This window comes from Leptotrichia hongkongensis (genome assembly GCF_041538065.1).
Taxonomy (GTDB): domain Bacteria; phylum Fusobacteriota; class Fusobacteriia; order Fusobacteriales; family Leptotrichiaceae; genus Leptotrichia; species Leptotrichia hongkongensis.
On sequence record NZ_JBGORW010000003.1, the window covers coordinates 183,911 to 203,369 of the forward strand.

Below are 19,459 nucleotides of genomic sequence, written 5' to 3' on the forward strand. Positions count from 1 at the left end.
ATGGAAGATAACAACTTAAACTTAATGTCGTTATATTTAAGTGATATTCAAAAATTTGATTTACTCTCAAAGGAAGAAGAATATGAGCTGTTAAAACGAATTAGGGAAGATAATGACGAACAGGCAAGGCAATTGTTAATTTTATCAAATTTAAGACTGGTAATAAGTACAGCTAAAAAATCTCTTGGAAATGGACTTCCTCTGATTGATTTAATTAGTGAGGGTAATATTGGACTAATAAAGGCTATAAATAAGTTTGATTATGAAAAAGGTCATAGGTTCAGCACGTATGCAGTATGGTGGATAAAACAGTCAATAAAAAAGGCTATCATCAATATAGGACGTGATATAAGAATACCATCTTATAAGTACGAGCAATTGTCAAAAGTAAATAAAGTCATAAAAGATTATACTGCCATTCATGGTGAAGCTCCATCGACAGAATATATTGCGAAGGAAGTTGACTTGAAGGAAAGCAAGGTTATCTTGCTTTTAGGTGAATTTCAGGATATAATGTCATTAAATGAAACAATAGGAGATAATATTTATTTGGAAGATATCATTGGGAAAAATGATGATGTTGAGGATAAAATAATAAAAGAAGATCAGCTTATCGAAATGAAAGATTTACTTGAAAAAGTTCTGAATAAGCGTGAAAGAATGATTCTTGAATATCGTTATGGATTGTATGACAACAAGATCCATACATTAAAGGAAATTGGAGAACAAATGGGAATTACTCGTGAAAGAGTTAGACAAATAGAAAAAAAGGCTATAACAAAATTAAAAGAACATTTGGAAGAATATAAGGATATACTGTAAAGGAGAGTTAAGAGTATGTTACATATAATTGTAGATAGAAAATCATTATTAAAAGCTATAACTATAGTTGAAAATGCAGTAACTGAAAATAAAATAAGAGAAGTCCTTTCTGGAATTTATATTGAAACACACGAAGGAAAGGCAATTTTACGTGGAACAGATTTAGAGTTATCTATAAACACTGAAATAGAGGCTCAAATTGAAGAAGAAGGAAAAATTGTTATAAAACACAAATTAATCGAAGAATTTTTGAAACAAATTTCTGATGAAAAAATTACATTGATTGAAGAAAACGGAAAATTAGTAATTAAAGCAAGTTCTACAAATACTGAATTTTCTTTGTATGATTCAGAAAATTTCCCAGTTCAGTCAAAACTGGAAAATGGAGTTGAATATGTCTTTGAAAAAGAAAAATTATTAAATGATATTGAAAATGTAAAAATTTCGGCTTCTCCAAATCCAGAAAATCTTGCTGTAAACTGTATTAGAATGGAAATAGAGGAAAACAAGTTAAAACTTATTTCATCTGATACATACAGATTGACATATATTGAAGAAGATTTGGATGATGCTCAGAAAGGGAAAGAAAACCTTAGTTTAAGTATTCCATTAAAGACAATAGATGGGCTAATAAAAATTATGAAACTTATTGATGAGGAAAATATTACAGTGAAATCAGATGGATCAAAAGTATTTTTCCAATTTTCAAATGTAGAAATATTGACTCGTACAATTGATTTACAATTTCCAGATTATAAATCAATTTTAAATAACTCACAACATAATAAAAAAATATTGCTAAATACAAAGGATTTTTTATCAGTATTAAGAAGAACGGCTATATTCGTTAGAGATAATAAAGAAGCCAAAAATGGTGGAATATTTAATTTTGCCAATAACAAGCTATTGCTTACTGGAACAAGTGAAAATGCACAGATAAAAGAAGAAATTGTAACAATTCAGGAAGGTGGAGATTTAAAGATTTCATTAAATGTAAGATTTTTACTTGATTATATTTCCACAATTGAAGGGAAAGTAACTGTGCTGGAACTGTTAAATAATAAAAGTTCAGTAATTGTAAAAGATGAAGATAATGATAAGTCGCTGTATTTCACAATGCCGCTGGCACTTAGAGAAAGTTAAAAATGATACAAGCAAAATAAATTTTGACGAAAGGAGAATATGCAATGCCTATAAAAATACCAAATAACTTGCCGGCTGTAGATATTTTAGCAAAGGAGAACATCTTTGTAATGGATGAAAATAGAGCATTGTCGCAAGATATTCGTCCTTTAAAATTTATAATAATAAATTTAATGCCTACAAAAATAGAAACAGAAACACAATTACTAAGATTACTTAGTAATACCCCTTTACAAATGGAAGTTACATTCTTAAAAATGGCCTCTTATGTTTCAAAGAATGTATCAAAGGAACATATGTCAAACTTTTATAAAACTTTTAAGGATATAAAGAATGATTATTTTGATGGATTGATTATAACAGGAGCACCAGTAGAAAATTTATCTTTTGAAGAAGTTATTTATTGGAAAGAATTAGCAGAAGTGATGGAATGGAGTAAGACACATGTATATTCAACAATGTGTATCTGTTGGGGAGCACAGGCAGCTCTTTATTATCATTATGGAATAAAGAAATATCCATTAAAAGAAAAACTTTTTGGGATTTACCCTTTGAAAATTGATATTCGTCATACAATGTTGCTGCGTGGATTTGATGAAGTGTTTAATATGCCACAGTCAAGACATACTGAAGTTCGTGCAGAAGATATAAAAAAAGTTGATGAATTGGAAATTATTGCATATTCTAAAGAGGCTGGGATTAGTATTGTCTGTAGTAGAGATAAGCGAAACATTTTTATTATGGGACATCTAGAATATGATAGAATGACACTTGCAAAAGAGTATGAAAGAGATATAAAATTAGGAAAAGATATAAAAATACCATTTAATTATTATCCAGATAATGATGTAAGCAAGAAACCAGCTTTTGTATGGCGGGCTCATGCAAATTTATTGTTTTCTAATTGGATAAATCATCACGTTTATCAGGGAACACCTTATGATCTTACAACACTGAGAAATACATCTGACTCACAGATTTAATAAAAAATTATATAATAAAAAGCTGTTTAGTAAAGTTTGTTCTAATCTTTTAAAATAAGAGAGGCTTTACAAAACAGCTTTTTCATTTCCAGTTAATTAAATAATAGATTTAATACAAACTCCGCTTAAAAAAGAAATAAATTTTTAAACAATATTCAAAAATTTAATAAAGTGAAACATTTTCAAGCAAATCTGAGTCCATTATATCAAATGGCATGACCCAACCACCACCATTGGAATCAAGATTAACTTCACGTCCAGTCTTTTCACCAGCTTTTTTAAAGACTAAATATACAAACTGTGAACAATAGAGCCTTTTATCAAAATTTTTATGGAATGTTAATCCATAAGGTTTTGTTATAGTTTCATTTATTTCTTTGAATAGAACGGATTTAAATTTATCATCGATTCCTTTTAATCTAAAAATAGCCACTTTTCTATTTATATTTTGCCAGGCATATATCGGACTTTCACTATAGCCAGTAGAATATGATGGAAACTCAACAATTTTTTTGTGTTCATTTAATACAGCCGCATGTCCCCACATTGAACGTAAAGTAGGTCTTTTTGATAATATGAGAATATCTCCAGGCTGTAATTTGTCAGCATTCGATATAACTTCCCGTGGAGAGTACCAGATGTATTTATCTTCTGGTTTTGTTTTACATATAAGAGCAAGAGTAAATATTAAAAATAATAATAGTCTTTTTATATTTTCTTTTAAACAAATATTCATAAATTATAATCATTCCTTTCTATGTAATCAAATCTATACATTTAAAATTCTTTAAAACATGACTAAAATAATCCTGTAACTTAAAATAATGCTCATGTCTAGTAATTAGCCTAATAGAAATTAATTTTAGTAAAAAAGGCTTATTTTAAAGATAGCTTACCTATATTATATAAAAAAAAAGAGAATTAGTCCAGTCTATTTTTTCAATAAAAAATATTTTTGTATGATTTATTTATTGTAACAAAAAAATTAATTTTTTTTGAAAAAAATGTAAAAAATTGCTTGTATTTTTTCTAAGTTTATGATTTAATTAAAGTAGGGAAGTTAAATAAAATTATAATATTTTTAGAATAGGAGGAATGAATGCAAACTAATCCAGCTTTAGCTGAACGAAAGCAAAGGATTGATTCCAATATGTCCAAAATTAAGCATAAAATAGTAGTGATGAGTGGAAAGGGCGGAGTTGGAAAAACAACGACTGCTGTCAATTTGGCTTATGGATTATCATTACGAGGATATAAAGTTGGTATTCTAGATGCTGATTTACATGGACCCAATATTCCTATTATGTTCGGAAAAGAAGGAGTAAAACTTTCAAAAATTTCTGAACCATTGGAAGTAATGGAGAATTTACATATATCGTCATTAAGTTTTTTTGTACCAGATAATTCTCCAGTTGTGTGGAAAGGTCCGCAAAAAATTACAGCGATAATGGAAATGCTGGAAGGAATTAAATGGGGAGAAATCGATTTTTTAATAGTTGATTTACCGCCTGGAACTGGTGATGAAACATTAGGGATTGCACAAAATATAGGGACAGACTCAAAAGCAATCATTGTTACAACACCACAAAAAGTTTCTTTGCTGGATTCTACAAGAGCAATAAATTTTGCAAAATTGATTAACTTGAATGTGCTCGGTGTAATCGAAAATATGAGTGGTTTTATTTGCCCTGACTGTCAAAAGGAAGTGAATATCTTTAAAAAAGGCGGAGCCGAAAAAATGGCCCAAGAGAAAAAAACAGACTTTCTAGGCTCAATACCATTAGATGGAAATATTGTGGAATCTAGTGATAATGGGTTACCATTTATTTCAAACGATTCTTTAGCGTCAAGAAAAATGAACGATATAATTACTAAAGTAATTGAAAAATTAGAACAAGAAGATGAAAAGTAAGAAAATAAATGTGAAAGGAGAAGTATTTTAAATATATTGTCATATTTCAATATATTTATTATGCGATAAAAAATGAAAGTATTAGTATTTAATAAAAATGAAAAAACCAGAATGGTTGTAGGACAATTATTAAAAGAATTAAGTTTTAATGTCATATTGGCAGAAAATGAGGAACAAATGTTGGATGCCTTGAAGACAGAATCTCTTGATATTTCTTTTTTAGATATTAGCTCAATTGAAGATTTTCCATTAGCAATAGAAAGAATAATAAGATATAAAAGACAAAGTTATATTCTAATGGCAATCGAACAAGATGACAGATACGCAAAAACAGAGGCCCTGTTAAAAGGAATAGATGACTACATATATAATGATTTCAGACTAGAAGAACTTTCAGCAAAATTCAGAGCAATAGTAAGAATCCTTAATAAACGTCTTACTGAAGATGAAATGGGAATATTAACAGCTTATGACTTGACGTTAAATCCTGCAAACAGGGAAGTTAAACGTGATGGAAAAGAAATAGAATTGACAAATAAAGAGTTTCTATTACTAGAATATTTCCTTAGAAATAAAAATAGAGTGCTTACAAGAACAATGATTTCTGAAAAAATATGGGATATAGACTTTGTTTCAGAAAGTAATATTGTAGATGTGTATGTTAATTTTTTAAGATCAAAAATAGATAAAGGACACGAACAAAAGATTATTAAGACTGTAAGAAGTGTAGGATACATCATAAAAGAATAGTTATTTTAAATTGAATTTGTAAATTATTCTGTTTTAATCCTTAAATTGCTGAGTTTATTAAATAATTTTGAAAAAAATTATAAATTCTCAGTTTGCATAAAATAGTGAAAAAATTAATTAACTAGTTCATAATTGTAATAATAACAAATTCATAAAAAATATAAATTTTTATTGATTTTATAAAAATAATGTGCTAAAATGTATCATAAAAATAGATTAGGAGTGATAAAAATGTTTAAACAAATAGAATTAACTTACAATTTTGACGCATTAGAGCCAAATATTGATGCAAAAACTATGGAAATACATTATGGAAAGCACCATGCAGCGTATACTAATAATTTAAATGATACATTGAAAAATAATGCACCACAATTTTTGGAAAAACCAATTGAGGAAATCTTAGCAAATTTAGATGTACTACCAGAAGAAATAAGAGGAGCTGTTAGAAATAATGGAGGTGGATATTACAACCATAATCTTTATTTTGAAATAATGGCACCTAATGCAGGTGGAGCACCTACTGGAGAATTAGCAGAAAAAATTAATGAAGCATTTGGAAGTTTTGAAGCATTTAAAGAAAAATTTGTACAAGCTGCAGCAACTAGATTTGGATCAGGATGGGCTTGGCTTGTTGTAAATAAAGATGGAAAATTAAAAGTAACTTCAACTGCAAATCAAGACAATCCATTAATGCCAGGAGCAACTCCTTGCGGATGTTCACAAGGAACTCCAATTTTAGGAATAGATGTATGGGAACATGCATATTATCTAAATTATCAAAACAGACGTCCAGATTATATTTCAGCATTTTTCAATGTTATAAACTGGGATGAAGTATCTAAAAAATACGAAGCTTTAAAATAAGCTAAAGTAATAAGTAAAGTATAGATTGAATTGGAAATGTTGGTCATAATAATTCTAGTTCAATCTTTTTCTTATCTAAAAATCTTAAATAACAATGATTCTAATTGAAAAAGAAAGTAAGGTTAAGTTATAGATATAATCAATTTACTAATTTTTATGTGTTTTTACTTCAATTTTTAAATACTTAACTATAATTTGAACAAGAGATATTTATTTATAAAAGTTGACTGAAATTATTTAATCTGCTATACTTAACTAGGATAGATAAATATTAAAATAAAATTTTAAATAGGAGGAGACAGTTATGGAAAGAGTAACAAAAGATATGAATATAATGGAAGCAGTTGAAAAATATCCAATTATTGCACAAGTACTTATGAGATATGGACTTGGATGTGTTGGATGTATTATTTCGAGTGCAGAAACTTTGGGAGAAGGAATCGCTGTTCATGGATTAAATCCAGATATGATTATTGAAGAAGTAAATATGGTTCTTGAAAAACAAGAAGGATAACGAAGGTAAATAAAAATAGGTAATATATTAGTAAAAATACTATAAATTACCTATTTTTTTATTCTATACTAAATTTTAAATTTTTTATTAAATAAATCTAATCAATTAAATTTGAAAAAATTTCTAATCTTTTACTTTAACATTAAAGAAATTTTCGTATAAAATTATATTATTAATATAAAACCATAAATAATATTTGTTAACAAAATTATTCCAACTAAAAATCTATTTATAAATTTAAAAATACTTTGGCTTCCAAAAGTGAAACTTAATGCTAGATTCAAAAGTGAATAAAATAAAAGTACTATTGAAAAATTTGTTAAAAATAAAAATTTTTGAGTTTTTAATAACATTAAGGCTGGAGGTAATAAGTAACGGAATGAAGTAAAAAAGCTATATAATAATATTGTTACTACTTCAAAAAGTAGTACAAGTACGGTTATTCTTTCTGCAAATTGCACTCGCTTCCCGTTTAGGAATAACAGAGACACAAGTGAATAAATTCGTACAAAAAGTAATAGTAATGTTAAAAATGTAAAGGTATTTATCATATCTAATTCTCCATATTTCATAGTTTTTATACATTTTATCACATTTAAGATAAATTCTCAAGATAAAATGAAAGAGTTAACTTTAGTTATTTTATAATGTATTATAAATGTCATTAAAATCAAACTAAAAAACTATAATAAATGTTGTTCTCTTGCCATTTTTTCAAGTTCTCTTATTCTGTCATCAGTAGAAGGGTGTGTGCTAAATAAATTTTTAAGATTTCCAAGGCCTGAAAATGGATTTATTATGAACATATGGGCTGTTGTAGGATCTTGTCTGTTCATGGCAATGTTGTGGCTGTAACTTTCCAATTTTTGCAGTGCATTACGTAAGTATAATGGATTTCCTGAAAATTCAGCTCCAGCTCTGTCTGCCATGTATTCTCTTTTTCTTGAAATAGACATTTGAATTATAGAAGCTGCTATTGGAGCTAAAAAAGAAAGAAGCATTGCTGTTCCAACATTATTTCTTCTTCTATTCCCATCTCTATTATTTCCGCTTGAAACATAAGGTAAAAATCTTGCAATATTGGCAATTGCTCCAGCAAAAGTGGCAGCAATTGTACTAACCAAAATATCACGATGCTTTATATGCCCTAATTCGTGAGCCATAACTCCAGCCAGTTCGTTGTCATCCATCATTTCTAGTAATCCAGCAGTACAAGCAACTGCGGCATTTTGAGGATTTCTTCCAGTTGCAAAGGCGTTTGGCTGACGTTCTGGAATTATATAAATTTTTGGCATTGGTAAATTGGCGTTTTTAGCTAATCTTTGTATCAATTGATACAATCTTGGATTATTTTCAGGAGTAACTTCCTGTCCATTATAAGCTCTTATAACCATTTTATCACTAAACCAGTAGCTATAAAAACTCATTCCCCCAGCAATAAGAAGTCCAATCAATGCCCCTTGCTGATTTCCCAATATACCACCAATTGCTACAAAGAGAAAAACTAATCCAAACATTAAAAAACCTGTTTTCATAGTATTTATAAACATAAGTATCTTTTTTCCTTTCTTTTAATTTATGCAAAAGTATTATATTATAAATTAGTATTTTTTTCAATAATTATATTTATTTATAAATATTTAACACAAATGATATACTTAAACAACGAATTTATCAAAATTATTTCAAGAAAGAATTAAAAAGCGGGGTTTTTATTTGTTCAAGTAAGATTGTCTGACGACTGGAAGGAGAGTTTCGGAGCTTGGCAAATAAAAGTCGTAGTCTAGCCATAGGTATTGTGTAGAACTCTTTCCACAATTTTAATTATCAGGATAAATTTTTCAGGCAAAATAAGAATTTACAGCAATTAGTAATCCTGTGAAAAAATAGTAAAACAGAAACTGTACTAAGAATAAGAAACTTTAATTCATTACTAAAATAGTATACAATTCAAAAATTTATTAAACATTTATTACTTAATCGCAGATTTATAGTATAAAAATAGAGTAAATTAAAGGTGACAAATAAAAACTTTATAATAAAAAAATTTATACTCTCACTATTTACATTTTCTAGATTTATGATATAATATGAGAAAATTTTAGATAGAGAAAAGAAAAATGTATATTGAAAGGGGAAACAATTTAAAAATGAGTGATAAAAATCAGACATTTGCTAGATTTTCTATGATGGTTGGGGAAGAAGGGATTGAGAAATTGGGAAAATCTAGAGTTATAATTTTTGGAGTTGGCGGGGTTGGCTCTTATACTGTGGAGGCTTTGGTACGTGCAGGAGTTGGGCAAATTACTATGGTTGATTTTGATGAGATTTCGGAGTCGAATATTAATAGACAGCTGCATTCACTTAGAAGCACAATAGGCAAGTCTAAGATTGATGTTATGAAAGACAGAATTTTGGATATTAATCCAGATTGTAAGGTTGAACTTGTAAAAAGATTAGTTTATGACGATGTGGATGAAGTTTTGGGAAATAACAAATATGATTTTGTCGTGGATGCTATTGATGTCATTGGAAGCAAGATTAATTTGATTGAATATTGTGCGAAAAATAACATAAACATTATTTCTTCAATGGGATTTGGGAACAAGATGCACCCTGAAATGATAGAAATTGCAAAAATAAAAAATACCTCTGTTTGTCCGATGGCAAGAACTATCAGAAGTATTTTGAAAAAGAAAGGGATTACAAATGTTCCAGTTGCATTTTCAAAAGAAATACCTGTACAGCCAAATAAGTCAGAACTATTTAAGGAAGAATTGCCAACTGAATTTAGGGAAAATAATAAAATTCCGAGAAAAACTACACCTGGAAGTAATTCGTTTGTCCCAGGAGCAGCTGGTCTTGTACTAGCTTCTTATGTAGTGAGAAAGTTATTGGAGTGGGATTAAATATAGGTAATGTTAAATATCTTAATTATTTAAATTATTTAACAACTTAGTTTTAATATTATAACTTTTAAAATAAATTATTAAGCAAGTTTGTACCTCTTAATAAATGTTTGAAAACAATTGAAATAGAAAAAGGAGTGAAATTGATTGGAAGAAAGAAAAGAAGCTGTATTAACAGTAAATGAAGAAAAAAAGATAAAAAAAAATAAGAAAAATGATTTTCCTAAATGGGAATCAGATAACAAGAACCCATTGGTTAAAATATTAATTGTAATTGGACTGATTTTATGTATTTTTGGAATAATGGATAAAATCTTTGAACATACGATTTTTAACTTTTTTAAAAATTTAACAATGCCATATTTGGAAAAAACTTATGAAGAATCTAAAAAGATGTTTTTAACATTGTCACTTTTGAAAGGAACCACGGATATTATTGAAGGTAGCACAGTTAATGTCAGTATGATTGTTGGAATGGAAATTGAGATTGGAGATATTATTCAGCCTATTTACGATATGATAAATATTTTATGGAAAGTATCGCTTGCGAGCGTTGTTATACTGAAGCTGGAAACTATTTATTATGAAATTTTTAAAGTAAAATTGGCTACAATCTTGACGTTTATTTCATTAATCACAATTTTTCCATATACTATTTATAAAAACAAAGTTACAAGAATTTTTAGAAAGATTTCTAAATATTCGTTTTTCATATTACTTTATATTTACATAGTTTTACCAAGTGCGATATTTGTAAACTCGACAATTTCGAGCTATTTTGAAAAAGAATATAAAGAGCCTGCAATTGTTGAACTAAATCAGGATCTAGGAAAACTGAATAAAGTGAAAGACGAAATGCTTTCATTAGATCAATCAAAAAGTATTTTTAATATTCCAGGACAAATTGACAGTGCAAAAGTCAAGATTGATAATTTCACAAAAGAAATAAATGTTATCTCAAAAGACTTGGTTGAAAATACGCCAGTTATTATTGGAATAATTTTATTGACATCAATAGTATTGCCATTATTAATAGCGATTTTGCTTTATGTAGTGACAAAGTCGATTGTTTTTGAGAAGATTGCTGGAGGTAGGAAATAGAATATTTTAAAAATATATAAGTAATAATGATTATATTTTTATTAAAAAAAACAAATATTCAAATTATTCTTACGAATATTTATCTTGAAATCGAGCTTATGATAAAAAGAAGTCAAAATTAAAAAAATAGAATCACAGTTATTAAGTTAGCTGTGATTTTTATTTATTTGCATTAATTTAAAATTTCGTATCCTTTCCCTTGAAATACCTGTTTTAATTTGGTAAAATATATACAAATAAAAAATTAAGGTTATAGAAATTATAGATTGAAATGAGTGTAAAAGTTATAGACAATTTATTTCTTTTTATATATAAAGAATATTGACTATGATATTTAAATATATTTGCAGAAGGGAGATTTTGCAATACTTTGTATTTGCAATAGTGGGATTAGTATGAAGGATAAAATGAGTGTAAAAGTTATTGGAATTGGCGGAATGGGGATAAATTTTGTAAATTTTATGATAGCTTCAGGAGTAAGAAAGGTTGAATATATAACGATTGATACAGATAGTAAGAATTCTGAGCGAAGTCATGCTGAAAAAAAGATTTTTTTAGATACCGGGGTTAAGGAATGCAGCAGAGAGCAGGCCGAGAGAGTGGCACTTCAATGCGAGAATCAATTTCGGGAATTGCTTAAGGGAACAGACATTCTATTTTTGACTGCAGGAGTTGGAGGGGCAACTGGAAGTGGAATAATGCCTGTTATTCTTGAAGTTGCAAAAAAATTGAGAATTTTTACTGTCAGTATTATTGCACGTCCATTTTATCTTGAAGGATTTGAGAATTTGAAGATTGCAAATACAGGTATTAAGAAGATTGAAAAACTTGCAGATAGCATGATTGTTGTTATGAATGAAAAGCTGTATAATTATGTTGGCAAAAATTCTCTTGAAACAGCCTATAAAAAAGCTAACTTTATTATAAAGGAAGGTATTGAGAGCATTGTAAATATTCTGACGGAAATTGGATTTATGAATATTGACTTTTTGGATGTAAAATCAGTTCTTCAAGATTCAAAGGATACGATTATTCGTGTTGGAGAAGCAAAAGGCGACAATGCTGTTGATAAGATAATTGAACAGATAAAGAAAAATAATTTATTTGAAGGAAAATTAGAGGATGCTAAAAGAGTTCTTATAAATTTTATTGCAGCAGAAGATGTTTCATTAGAATATATTAGGCAGATAACAGAAAGAATTTCAGATATTATAGAAGATAAAAATGTTAATTTGATATGGGGAGTTATATTTAATCAAAATTATAGAGATGTTGGGAAAATAAAGACAGTAGTGATATCAAGTGTATAATTGTTTTGTTTATAATCGTGAAATCATAATCTTTTATTAAATTTCTTGCAAGGAAATTAAGAATGATTATGATTTTTTTTTGAGAAATTATATAATTTATAGTACTAAACTTTATTTGATAGTAAAACTAGTTTAAAACAAAACTCAAAAATTATGACTATTTTACTCAAACCATAAATTTATATAATTTTAGCAGTTCAATTTAAAATAGGTTTGAGTATAATATAAAAATTAGGAAAAGCAGATATTAATTTTTAGCTTTTCCCAATATAATGCAAAATTTTGTTTTTTAGTATGAGTTGTAATAAGAAGAACTGTTTAAAACACCTGATATAAGTGCAGCGATGATAAATCCATAAACAACAATACCTATAACAATACTAACAATTATAAAGATAATGTATAATTTCAAGGCTTTAGATTGTTCATTAAAGTATTGTTTTAATTTATTTTCATCTTTCATAAGTAGAGCTTCTTCTAAAGCATTTGCTGATTTAAGAAATTTTAGTGATATTATAATTGTTAGGATTCCAATAAAGAATGCAAATATTTGGAAAACTCCCACAATAATTCCTAATACTGAGAAAACTTTTATAACTGTTGCCATAAATTTCATATTTTTAGTAGTTAGTGCATCTAAAGTTAATGTAATTGAATCATTTGTATTGCTGGAATTTGATTCAAAATTATTCGATCTATTTTGTTCAATACTTGAATTACCAATTACTTCATTTCTTATTTTATTTAATGACTCAACGTTATTAAAATGCCGTTCATTTTTTTCAATTTCAGATTTTTTTTCTTCGACTAAGAAATCCTCTTCACTTTTTTTATTTTCCAAATCCATAAAAACCTCCATATTTTATATATTTTTTTACAATCTAAGATATATTATAGCACAATATAATTCTTTTTTCAAAATTAAAAAAAAAATAATGACAATTTTCTTTTTTTATGATATAATACATCTTGATGTAAAAAAGACTAAGGAGTTAAATTGCAAAAAAATATATTAAACTTATTATTTTCTAATATTAAAATATATTAAATCAAAATAAATTGGAAATAAAAATAAGTGAAAAAATTTGAATTTATTACAAATAACAGCTATGATATTAAAGAACTAAATATAAAAAGTATGGAAATGTAATAATTTTAAATTTAATTAAAAAAAAGTTAATTAAAAAAGAAAGGAGAGTATGATATTTTATATAGTTAATTATATATTTATCATACGAAGTAAAAAGATGACAAATAATCTTAGAAATTTGCAAAAAGATTTACGTGCATTTGCAAAAAAAACAAAAGATTTTAAATACACAGATTCTGCATTGGTCACATTTTTAATGACAGGGGTAGTATCGATTACAAGTAATTTGTTTTCACAAACTACAGAGAAAAACGTAGAAAATCAAAAACAGGAGATTTCATCTTCAATAAAAAGTATACATCAAAAGGTTAAGGAAACACGAAGAGAGAATAGTAAATTATTAAAAAGCACAAATCTTGAACTGATTCAATTAATGGAGCAAGGAGATCATGTTGTTAAATCTCCTTGGAGCAGCTGGCAATATGGAATTAATTATTTTAATAATAATTGGAATGGAACTTACAAAGGAAGAGGAGATAAAAAAGAAAAATATCCTTATGAAGGGGTATTTGAAAGAAGCTCGAATATTTATGAAAGGGCAATATCCCCAGACAGTAGTAACTATGGTCTATTAGACAAAAATAGAAAAGCAAATTCTGCTTCAGGTTCAGCAAAAGGATATGGTATAGCCAGTGTAAAATCGGTAAAAGAGCCAATTATACCTTTTGAAGTACGTGCAGGAATACGTCCAAGAAATGTAAATAAATCGCCAATTGTAATAGCAGCAAAAAGTGTGGTTACACCAACGTTACCAGAAACAATTAGCTTTACACCACCAAAACCAGTTATTGGATTGCCAGAATTGCCAGAATTACCAGCACCACCTACTTTTAATATACAGCTAGGATCTTACTGTAATTATATGGCAGATTGTGGAAGTAGCGTAAATGGTGGAGCTTATAATTATGATTTTGATCTTAATGCTTTTTCGGTTTTAGCTAATGCTCCTGGTACTAAAGGAAGACTTAGAGACGGCTATCCGTCATTAAGACATTCTTGGACTAATACAGGAAGTGTTTTATTAAAATCATACTTTGATACAGAAACAAATTACAATTTAACAACTAATTTAACAGTTAATTCAGAAAATCCGCTTAATGAAACTCAAAAGCAATCTGAAAGAAATGCGGGAAGAGGATATAATGCACAAAATTTTTTAGTTGGTGGTTCTCGGGCAGCTACAATGGATAATGCACCAGCAAATACAGATGTTAAACTTGATAACAAGGCAACAGTTAATTTGGTTGGGCCTTTGACAGTGGGATTTGAAGTTCAAACAGATACATATTACGGGCCAAATGGAAGTAAAAGAGAAATGGTTAATACAGGAACAATAACAGATGCTTCTGAAACGACGCTTGCAAATATCGGTGGATTAGCCAAAGGAGCTTCTGCACCATTAACTCTTGCACCATTACTAGGTGGGACAACTGTTGATGTAAATAGAACTGCTGCTGGATATACAGGATATAAAATTGGTATGATATTAACTTATGAGAATGACGATAGAAGAGTTAATAGTAAATATGTATTAACAAATAATGGAACAATTGATTTTGGTGGTGAAAAATCAATAGGAATTCAAGTTTATGCTCCTGGTTCACCTTCACTTGTAGAAGTTACAAATACAAATAAGATGAATATAGGCGGTACAGCGAGCTATGGTATGAAATGGTCTTCACGTGTAGCACCTAATAGTACGATGGAAAATACTGGAATACTTAATGTAAGTGGGGATGCAGGAGTTGATTCTAAGAATAATCCAGTAAATTCATTGTCATCAGGAATAGCAGTTATAGAAGATTCTAATTATAGCAATGCTACTTCAATAAGAGCATATCAAGGAAGAGTAAAAAATAATGGAATAATAAATGTTTCTGGTGGTAAAGGTAATACCGGTATGGTTTTGATTACGAATGCCGCTGATGATATAACAAATGATGCAGCTGGAACAATTAATGTCAGCAGTACTGAAAAAAGACAAAATATAGCTATGAGAGTAGGTAAAGGCTCAGTATCAACAGATGCACCCGGGACACCTAAAGCAATAAATAACGGAACAATCACTTTAGATGGCGATTCATCAATAGGAATGGTTGGAATAAATGCAGATGTTGTAAATAATGCAGGTAAAACAATAAGCGGTAATACAATCATTAATGGAATTGGAATGGCAACTAGTGGTGGACAGCTTAATAACTCAGGAAAAATCGAGTTGAAGGGAACAGGAACAGCAACTAATGTTGGTGTATATATGACTAAAGGAACTGGTAACCCATCGGGAACACTTGCTGCAACAAGTGATATTAGTGTAAAAGGTGATAATTCAACAGGTGTATTGATTACAAATGGTACATTAAATTATGGTGGAACTACTACAGCTGAAGGAAATGGAGTTACAGGATTAGTTATTGGAGATAATTCAACTAATACTGCTGATGTAACAACTACATCTACAGGAACTGTAAAAGTAAATGATGGTGCAGGTGGTTCTGCTGGAGTGTATGAATATTTAGATGGCTCAGGAAATAAAGTTAAAAAGGGTTCTTATGGTATTGTTGCTGGTAAAAATTCAAAACTTATAAGCAGCGGTACAAACAGTATAAATGTGGACGCTAATGTAAAAGAAGCAGAATCAATTGGGGTATATTCAGGTGAAAATGCCACACTGGAAGTTGGAGACCACACTGTAAAAGCATATGAGGGAGCAGTAAACTATGATGCTGATAAAGGTAAGATTACATTAAAAGGGACAGGAACAGCAACTACAGGGCAAAAATCATTACTATTCTATCTTGGTGAAGATGGTTCAGGAAAAGTTGCCATAGATGGAAAGATGAATGCGACTATTGAAGGCGGAACTACTCCTAATACCAGAGGAAATGCCTTTTATTATGTAGGAAATGGTGGTAACTTTGGAAAAACTCAAATTGAAGGATGGGCAAAAAATAATTTTGGAGATGGAACAAATACAACTTTAGGGAATCTTACGCTAGATATGAAGCAGGGGTCAAGATTATTTATTGCTCAAAATGTTGGAATGGACTTGTCTGATACAACAGGAGATGCTGTCTCAAAAGCTACAGGAGCACATATAAATGGAACTGACTATAAGACATTTATGCTGTACTTAAGCAACCTTACAATTAATCAGGATGTAAACTTGGATGATGCCAATGATGCATTCAATCAGCTTGAAATTTCAAATTCGTCAATAACGAATGCAAATACTAAGACTATTACAGGAACACAGGCTAATCAGGTTGCAATGGCTCAGGAAAATAACAAGGGTCTGTATGCAAGAAATAAGGTTACATTATCAAATGAAGGAACAATTAATTTAAGTGGTGCAGGTTCTACTGGAATGTATGCTAAGTTTGGAGAACTATACAACAAAGCAGCAGGGGTTATGACAATAGGTGATAAGTCAACAGCTATCTATGGAACTGAGGATTCATTGATTGAAAATGCAGGTAAGATTACAATAGGTTCTAATTCAACAGGATTGTATTCAGAAGGTTCTACAACACAGGCAATAAACAATCCAGGATTAATAGAATCAGCAGGAAATGATTCGGTTGCAATTTCTTACAAACCAGATGCGGCACTTTCTTCAGGAGTAATACTGGAAAATACAGGAAAAATCACTATGACAGGTGATAGAAATACGGCAATATATGCAACTGGAACACCAGGATATACAGCCAAGAACAGTGGAACAATAACATTGGGAGATTCAGCTTCAATTACTAGCCCTAACGTTGCACTTTACACTGAGCATAATACTGTAACACTTGAAAATACTGGAACAATAGATTCTGGAAATAATACAATTGGGATTTATGGATATAATACAGAAAATTCAGGTAACTTGAAGATAGGAAATGCAGCAATTGGAATATATTCTCAAAGTGGAAATGTAAATTTAACAGGCGGAACAATAACAACAGGAACAGATGAAGCAGTTGGGGTTTACACAGTAGGAAGCGGGCAGACTGTCACAAATAGTGGAACTGCATTTAACATTGGAAACAATTCATTTGGATTTGTAAATGTTGGTACAGGAAATACAATAAATTCCAAGATTTCAAACGTTGGACTAGGAGATAAGAATGTATACGTGTATTCAAGTGATACATCAGGAACAGTAACAAATTCTACAAATATGACTTCTACAGGCGGACAAAATTACGGTATTTATTCAGCTGGAACAGTAACAAATAATGGAAACATTGATTTTTCAAATGGTTTAGGAAATGTGGCAGTTTACAGTATTAAAGGTGGAACTGCAACAAATAATGGAACAATCACAGTAGGAGAATCAGATATTTCAGCTGTTGACAGTAGCGGTAATCTAGCTCCTCTGTATTCAATAGGTATGGGTGCAGGATATGAAACAACTGATACAGGTAACATAATAAATAAAGGAACAATTAATGTAAACGGGAAACATAGTATCGGTATGTATGCAAGTGGTGCGGGAAGTACAGCGACAAATGATGGAAATATCGTATTGAACGCAAATAACACAACAGGTATCTATGCTGATAATGGAGCAACTGCAATTAATAACAGCTCAATTACAACAGGTTCAGGAACTTACAAAAATACAGTTGGAGTATATCTTGGAGAAAATTCAAAATTGATAAATAATAAAGGTGCGACTATCGACATAAATGCGAAAAACGGTGTGGGAGTTTACTTAAAAGGTGGAACAGTGGAAAACTACGGAACTATAAAAGTAAATGGAAGCACAAAAGATGAAGATACAATTTATGAATATACAGTGCCTGCAACAGGAAAAGGAGTAGGAGGAGTAAAAATTGATGCACCTGCGGGAGCCTCAACTGCCACAATTACTGTGAATGGAGTACCTCAAACACCAGTAGTTGTAAATACAATGGCAAAAAATCCAATATCTGTATCAGCTTCTAGCATTGGATTATATATAAATACTTCAGGAGTCAACTATACAAAATCAATAGACGGATTGCAAAATTTGACAAGTGAAGCAGATTTAATTATTGGATCTGAAGCTGCAGAATCAACAACTAGCAAATACATTTTAGTAAATGATCCTAACATAATAAATCCATATAGAATAGCAATGTTAAAGAATCCAAATATCAAGTGGAATGTTTATTCAGGCTCAATAGGATGGATAGCGACTCCAACATTGGATTCAAACGGAGTAATAACAAGTCTATATATGGCTAAAATTCCGTACACAGAATGGACAGGAAGAGAGGAGTCGCCAGTAAATAGCACTGATACATTTAACTTTGCTGACGGGCTGGAACAAAGATATGGTGTGGAAGCCTTAGGTTCAAGAGAAAATCAGTTATTCCAAAAATTAAATGGAATAGGAAATAACGAAGAAGTGTTGTTATATCAAGCTTTTGATGAAATGATGGGACACCAATACGGGAATGTTCAACAAAGAATCAACTCTACTGGAAACTTACTGGATAAAGAGTTGAATCATCTTCAAAGAGACTGGAGAAATCCATCTAAACAAAGCAACAAGATTAAAGTATTTGGTATGAGAGATGAATACAGCACAGATACTGCAGGAATTATTGACTATACAAGTAATGTTACTGGAGTAGCTTATGTTCACGAAGATGAAAAAATTAAGATGGGTAACTCTGACGGATGGTATGCAGGGGTTGTAAATAACAGATTCAAGTTCAAAGATATTGGTAAATCAAAAGAAAACCAAACTATGGTTAAATTAGGGGTATTCAAAAAGATGTCACCTAGCAGCGATCATAACGGATCATTACAATGGACAATTGGTGGAGACGTGTTTGCAGGTATAAACGAAATGAAACGTAGATACCTTGTTGTAGACGAAATATTCGAAGCTAAATCTAACTACAATTCTTATGGAGCGGCACTAAAAACAGATTTAGGATACGACATAAGATTAAGCGAAAGAACACATTTCCGTCCTTATGGAGCATTGAAGATGGAATACGGAAGATTTAACAGCATC

At 29.7% G+C, this 19,459-nt stretch carries 14 protein-coding genes; 11 read left to right on the forward strand and 3 right to left on the reverse strand.

Features of this window, described 5'->3' with window-relative positions; translation table 11 throughout:
- From ACEG17_RS03640 to metA, 3 genes are read left to right on the forward strand one after another with little or no spacing between them, the layout of a single operon-like run.
- The gene (locus tag ACEG17_RS03640; protein ID WP_299570822.1) at positions 1 to 822 is read left to right on the forward strand and encodes a sigma-70 family RNA polymerase sigma factor; all 822 of its coding nucleotides are present in this window, start codon (positions 1 to 3) and stop codon (positions 820 to 822) included.
- Positions 823 to 837: 15 nt separating this feature from the next.
- On the forward strand, positions 838 to 1,965 hold the full coding sequence (dnaN, locus tag ACEG17_RS03645; protein ID WP_372582590.1) for a DNA polymerase III subunit beta: 1,128 nt from the start codon (positions 838 to 840) through the stop codon (positions 1,963 to 1,965).
- Positions 1,966 to 2,009: 44 nt separating this feature from the next.
- On the forward strand, positions 2,010 to 2,948 hold the full coding sequence (gene metA, locus ACEG17_RS03650) for a homoserine O-acetyltransferase MetA (protein WP_372582591.1): 939 nt from the start codon (positions 2,010 to 2,012) through the stop codon (positions 2,946 to 2,948).
- Positions 2,949 to 3,111: 163 nt separating this feature from the next.
- Here metA and ACEG17_RS03655 read toward each other — a convergent pair whose 3' ends face one another.
- The gene (locus tag ACEG17_RS03655; protein WP_372582592.1) at positions 3,112 to 3,684 is read right to left on the reverse strand and encodes a YiiX/YebB-like N1pC/P60 family cysteine hydrolase; all 573 of its coding nucleotides are present in this window, start codon (positions 3,682 to 3,684) and stop codon (positions 3,112 to 3,114) included.
- A 363-nt stretch (positions 3,685 to 4,047) separates the two neighbouring features.
- Here ACEG17_RS03655 and ACEG17_RS03660 point away from each other — a divergent pair, with 363 nt between their 5' ends.
- The 4 genes from ACEG17_RS03660 (at position 4,048) to ACEG17_RS03675 (ending at position 6,991) form a co-directional block, all read left to right on the forward strand.
- A complete protein-coding gene (locus ACEG17_RS03660; protein ID WP_372582593.1) occupies positions 4,048 to 4,860 on the forward strand; it encodes an Mrp/NBP35 family ATP-binding protein in 813 nt (270 codons plus the stop codon).
- Positions 4,861 to 4,932: 72 nt separating this feature from the next.
- Positions 4,933 to 5,610: a winged helix-turn-helix domain-containing protein gene (locus ACEG17_RS03665; RefSeq protein ID WP_372582594.1), complete on the forward strand. Its 678-nt coding sequence runs from the start codon at positions 4,933 to 4,935 to the stop codon at positions 5,608 to 5,610.
- Positions 5,611 to 5,841: 231 nt separating this feature from the next.
- The gene (locus ACEG17_RS03670; RefSeq protein WP_372582595.1) at positions 5,842 to 6,477 is read left to right on the forward strand and encodes a superoxide dismutase; all 636 of its coding nucleotides are present in this window, start codon (positions 5,842 to 5,844) and stop codon (positions 6,475 to 6,477) included.
- 304 nt (positions 6,478 to 6,781) lie between these two features.
- Complete coding sequence (locus ACEG17_RS03675) at positions 6,782 to 6,991, forward strand: DUF1858 domain-containing protein (RefSeq protein WP_021744967.1); 210 nt, start codon at positions 6,782 to 6,784, stop codon at positions 6,989 to 6,991.
- A 683-nt stretch (positions 6,992 to 7,674) separates the two neighbouring features.
- On the opposite strand, the gene htpX is transcribed toward ACEG17_RS03675, so the two are convergent.
- The gene (gene htpX / locus ACEG17_RS03680) at positions 7,675 to 8,541 is read right to left on the reverse strand and encodes a zinc metalloprotease HtpX (protein WP_372582596.1); all 867 of its coding nucleotides are present in this window, start codon (positions 8,539 to 8,541) and stop codon (positions 7,675 to 7,677) included.
- A gap of 600 nt (positions 8,542 to 9,141) precedes the next feature.
- Between htpX and ACEG17_RS03685 the strand changes: the two genes are divergently transcribed.
- The 3 genes from ACEG17_RS03685 to ACEG17_RS03695 all read left to right on the forward strand — a co-directional run bounded on the left by ACEG17_RS03685 (position 9,142) and on the right by ACEG17_RS03695 (position 12,311).
- A complete protein-coding gene (locus tag ACEG17_RS03685; RefSeq protein WP_299575389.1) occupies positions 9,142 to 9,900 on the forward strand; it encodes a tRNA threonylcarbamoyladenosine dehydratase in 759 nt (252 codons plus the stop codon).
- A gap of 147 nt (positions 9,901 to 10,047) precedes the next feature.
- The gene (locus ACEG17_RS03690) at positions 10,048 to 11,001 is read left to right on the forward strand and encodes a hypothetical protein (RefSeq protein ID WP_372582597.1); all 954 of its coding nucleotides are present in this window, start codon (positions 10,048 to 10,050) and stop codon (positions 10,999 to 11,001) included.
- A 407-nt stretch (positions 11,002 to 11,408) separates the two neighbouring features.
- The gene (locus tag ACEG17_RS03695) at positions 11,409 to 12,311 is read left to right on the forward strand and encodes a cell division protein FtsZ (protein WP_372582598.1); all 903 of its coding nucleotides are present in this window, start codon (positions 11,409 to 11,411) and stop codon (positions 12,309 to 12,311) included.
- Between the two features lie 289 nt (positions 12,312 to 12,600).
- Here the strand turns inward: ACEG17_RS03695 and ACEG17_RS03700 are convergent, their stop codons facing one another.
- Positions 12,601 to 13,158: a DUF5362 family protein gene (locus tag ACEG17_RS03700; protein ID WP_372582599.1), complete on the reverse strand. Its 558-nt coding sequence runs from the start codon at positions 13,156 to 13,158 to the stop codon at positions 12,601 to 12,603.
- A gap of 352 nt (positions 13,159 to 13,510) precedes the next feature.
- Between ACEG17_RS03700 and ACEG17_RS03705 the strand changes: the two genes are divergently transcribed.
- On the forward strand, positions 13,511 to 19,459 hold a 5,949-nt coding region (locus tag ACEG17_RS03705; protein WP_372582600.1), incomplete at its 3' end, for an autotransporter-associated N-terminal domain-containing protein.

What these genes read in the sequence shown, in the direction of transcription:
- ACEG17_RS03700 (WP_372582599.1), bottom strand. Translation starts at nt 13,158, where the DNA reads ATGGATTTGGAAAATAAAAAAAGTGAAGAGGATTTCTTAGTCGAAGAA.
- ACEG17_RS03695 (WP_372582598.1), top strand. Translation starts at nt 11,409, where the DNA reads ATGAGTGTAAAAGTTATTGGAATTGGCGGAATGGGGATAAATTTTGTA.
- ACEG17_RS03655 (WP_372582592.1), bottom strand. Translation starts at nt 3,684, where the DNA reads ATGAATATTTGTTTAAAAGAAAATATAAAAAGACTATTATTATTTTTA.
- ACEG17_RS03675 (WP_021744967.1), top strand. Translation starts at nt 6,782, where the DNA reads ATGGAAAGAGTAACAAAAGATATGAATATAATGGAAGCAGTTGAAAAA.
- ACEG17_RS03665 (WP_372582594.1), top strand. Translation starts at nt 4,933, where the DNA reads ATGAAAGTATTAGTATTTAATAAAAATGAAAAAACCAGAATGGTTGTA.
- htpX (WP_372582596.1), bottom strand. Translation starts at nt 8,541, where the DNA reads ATGTTTATAAATACTATGAAAACAGGTTTTTTAATGTTTGGATTAGTT.
- ACEG17_RS03685 (WP_299575389.1), top strand. Translation starts at nt 9,142, where the DNA reads ATGAGTGATAAAAATCAGACATTTGCTAGATTTTCTATGATGGTTGGG.
- ACEG17_RS03660 (WP_372582593.1), top strand. Translation starts at nt 4,048, where the DNA reads ATGCAAACTAATCCAGCTTTAGCTGAACGAAAGCAAAGGATTGATTCC.
- ACEG17_RS03670 (WP_372582595.1), top strand. Translation starts at nt 5,842, where the DNA reads ATGTTTAAACAAATAGAATTAACTTACAATTTTGACGCATTAGAGCCA.
- dnaN (WP_372582590.1), top strand. Translation starts at nt 838, where the DNA reads ATGTTACATATAATTGTAGATAGAAAATCATTATTAAAAGCTATAACT.
- metA (WP_372582591.1), top strand. Translation starts at nt 2,010, where the DNA reads ATGCCTATAAAAATACCAAATAACTTGCCGGCTGTAGATATTTTAGCA.
- ACEG17_RS03640 (WP_299570822.1), top strand. Translation starts at nt 1, where the DNA reads ATGGAAGATAACAACTTAAACTTAATGTCGTTATATTTAAGTGATATT.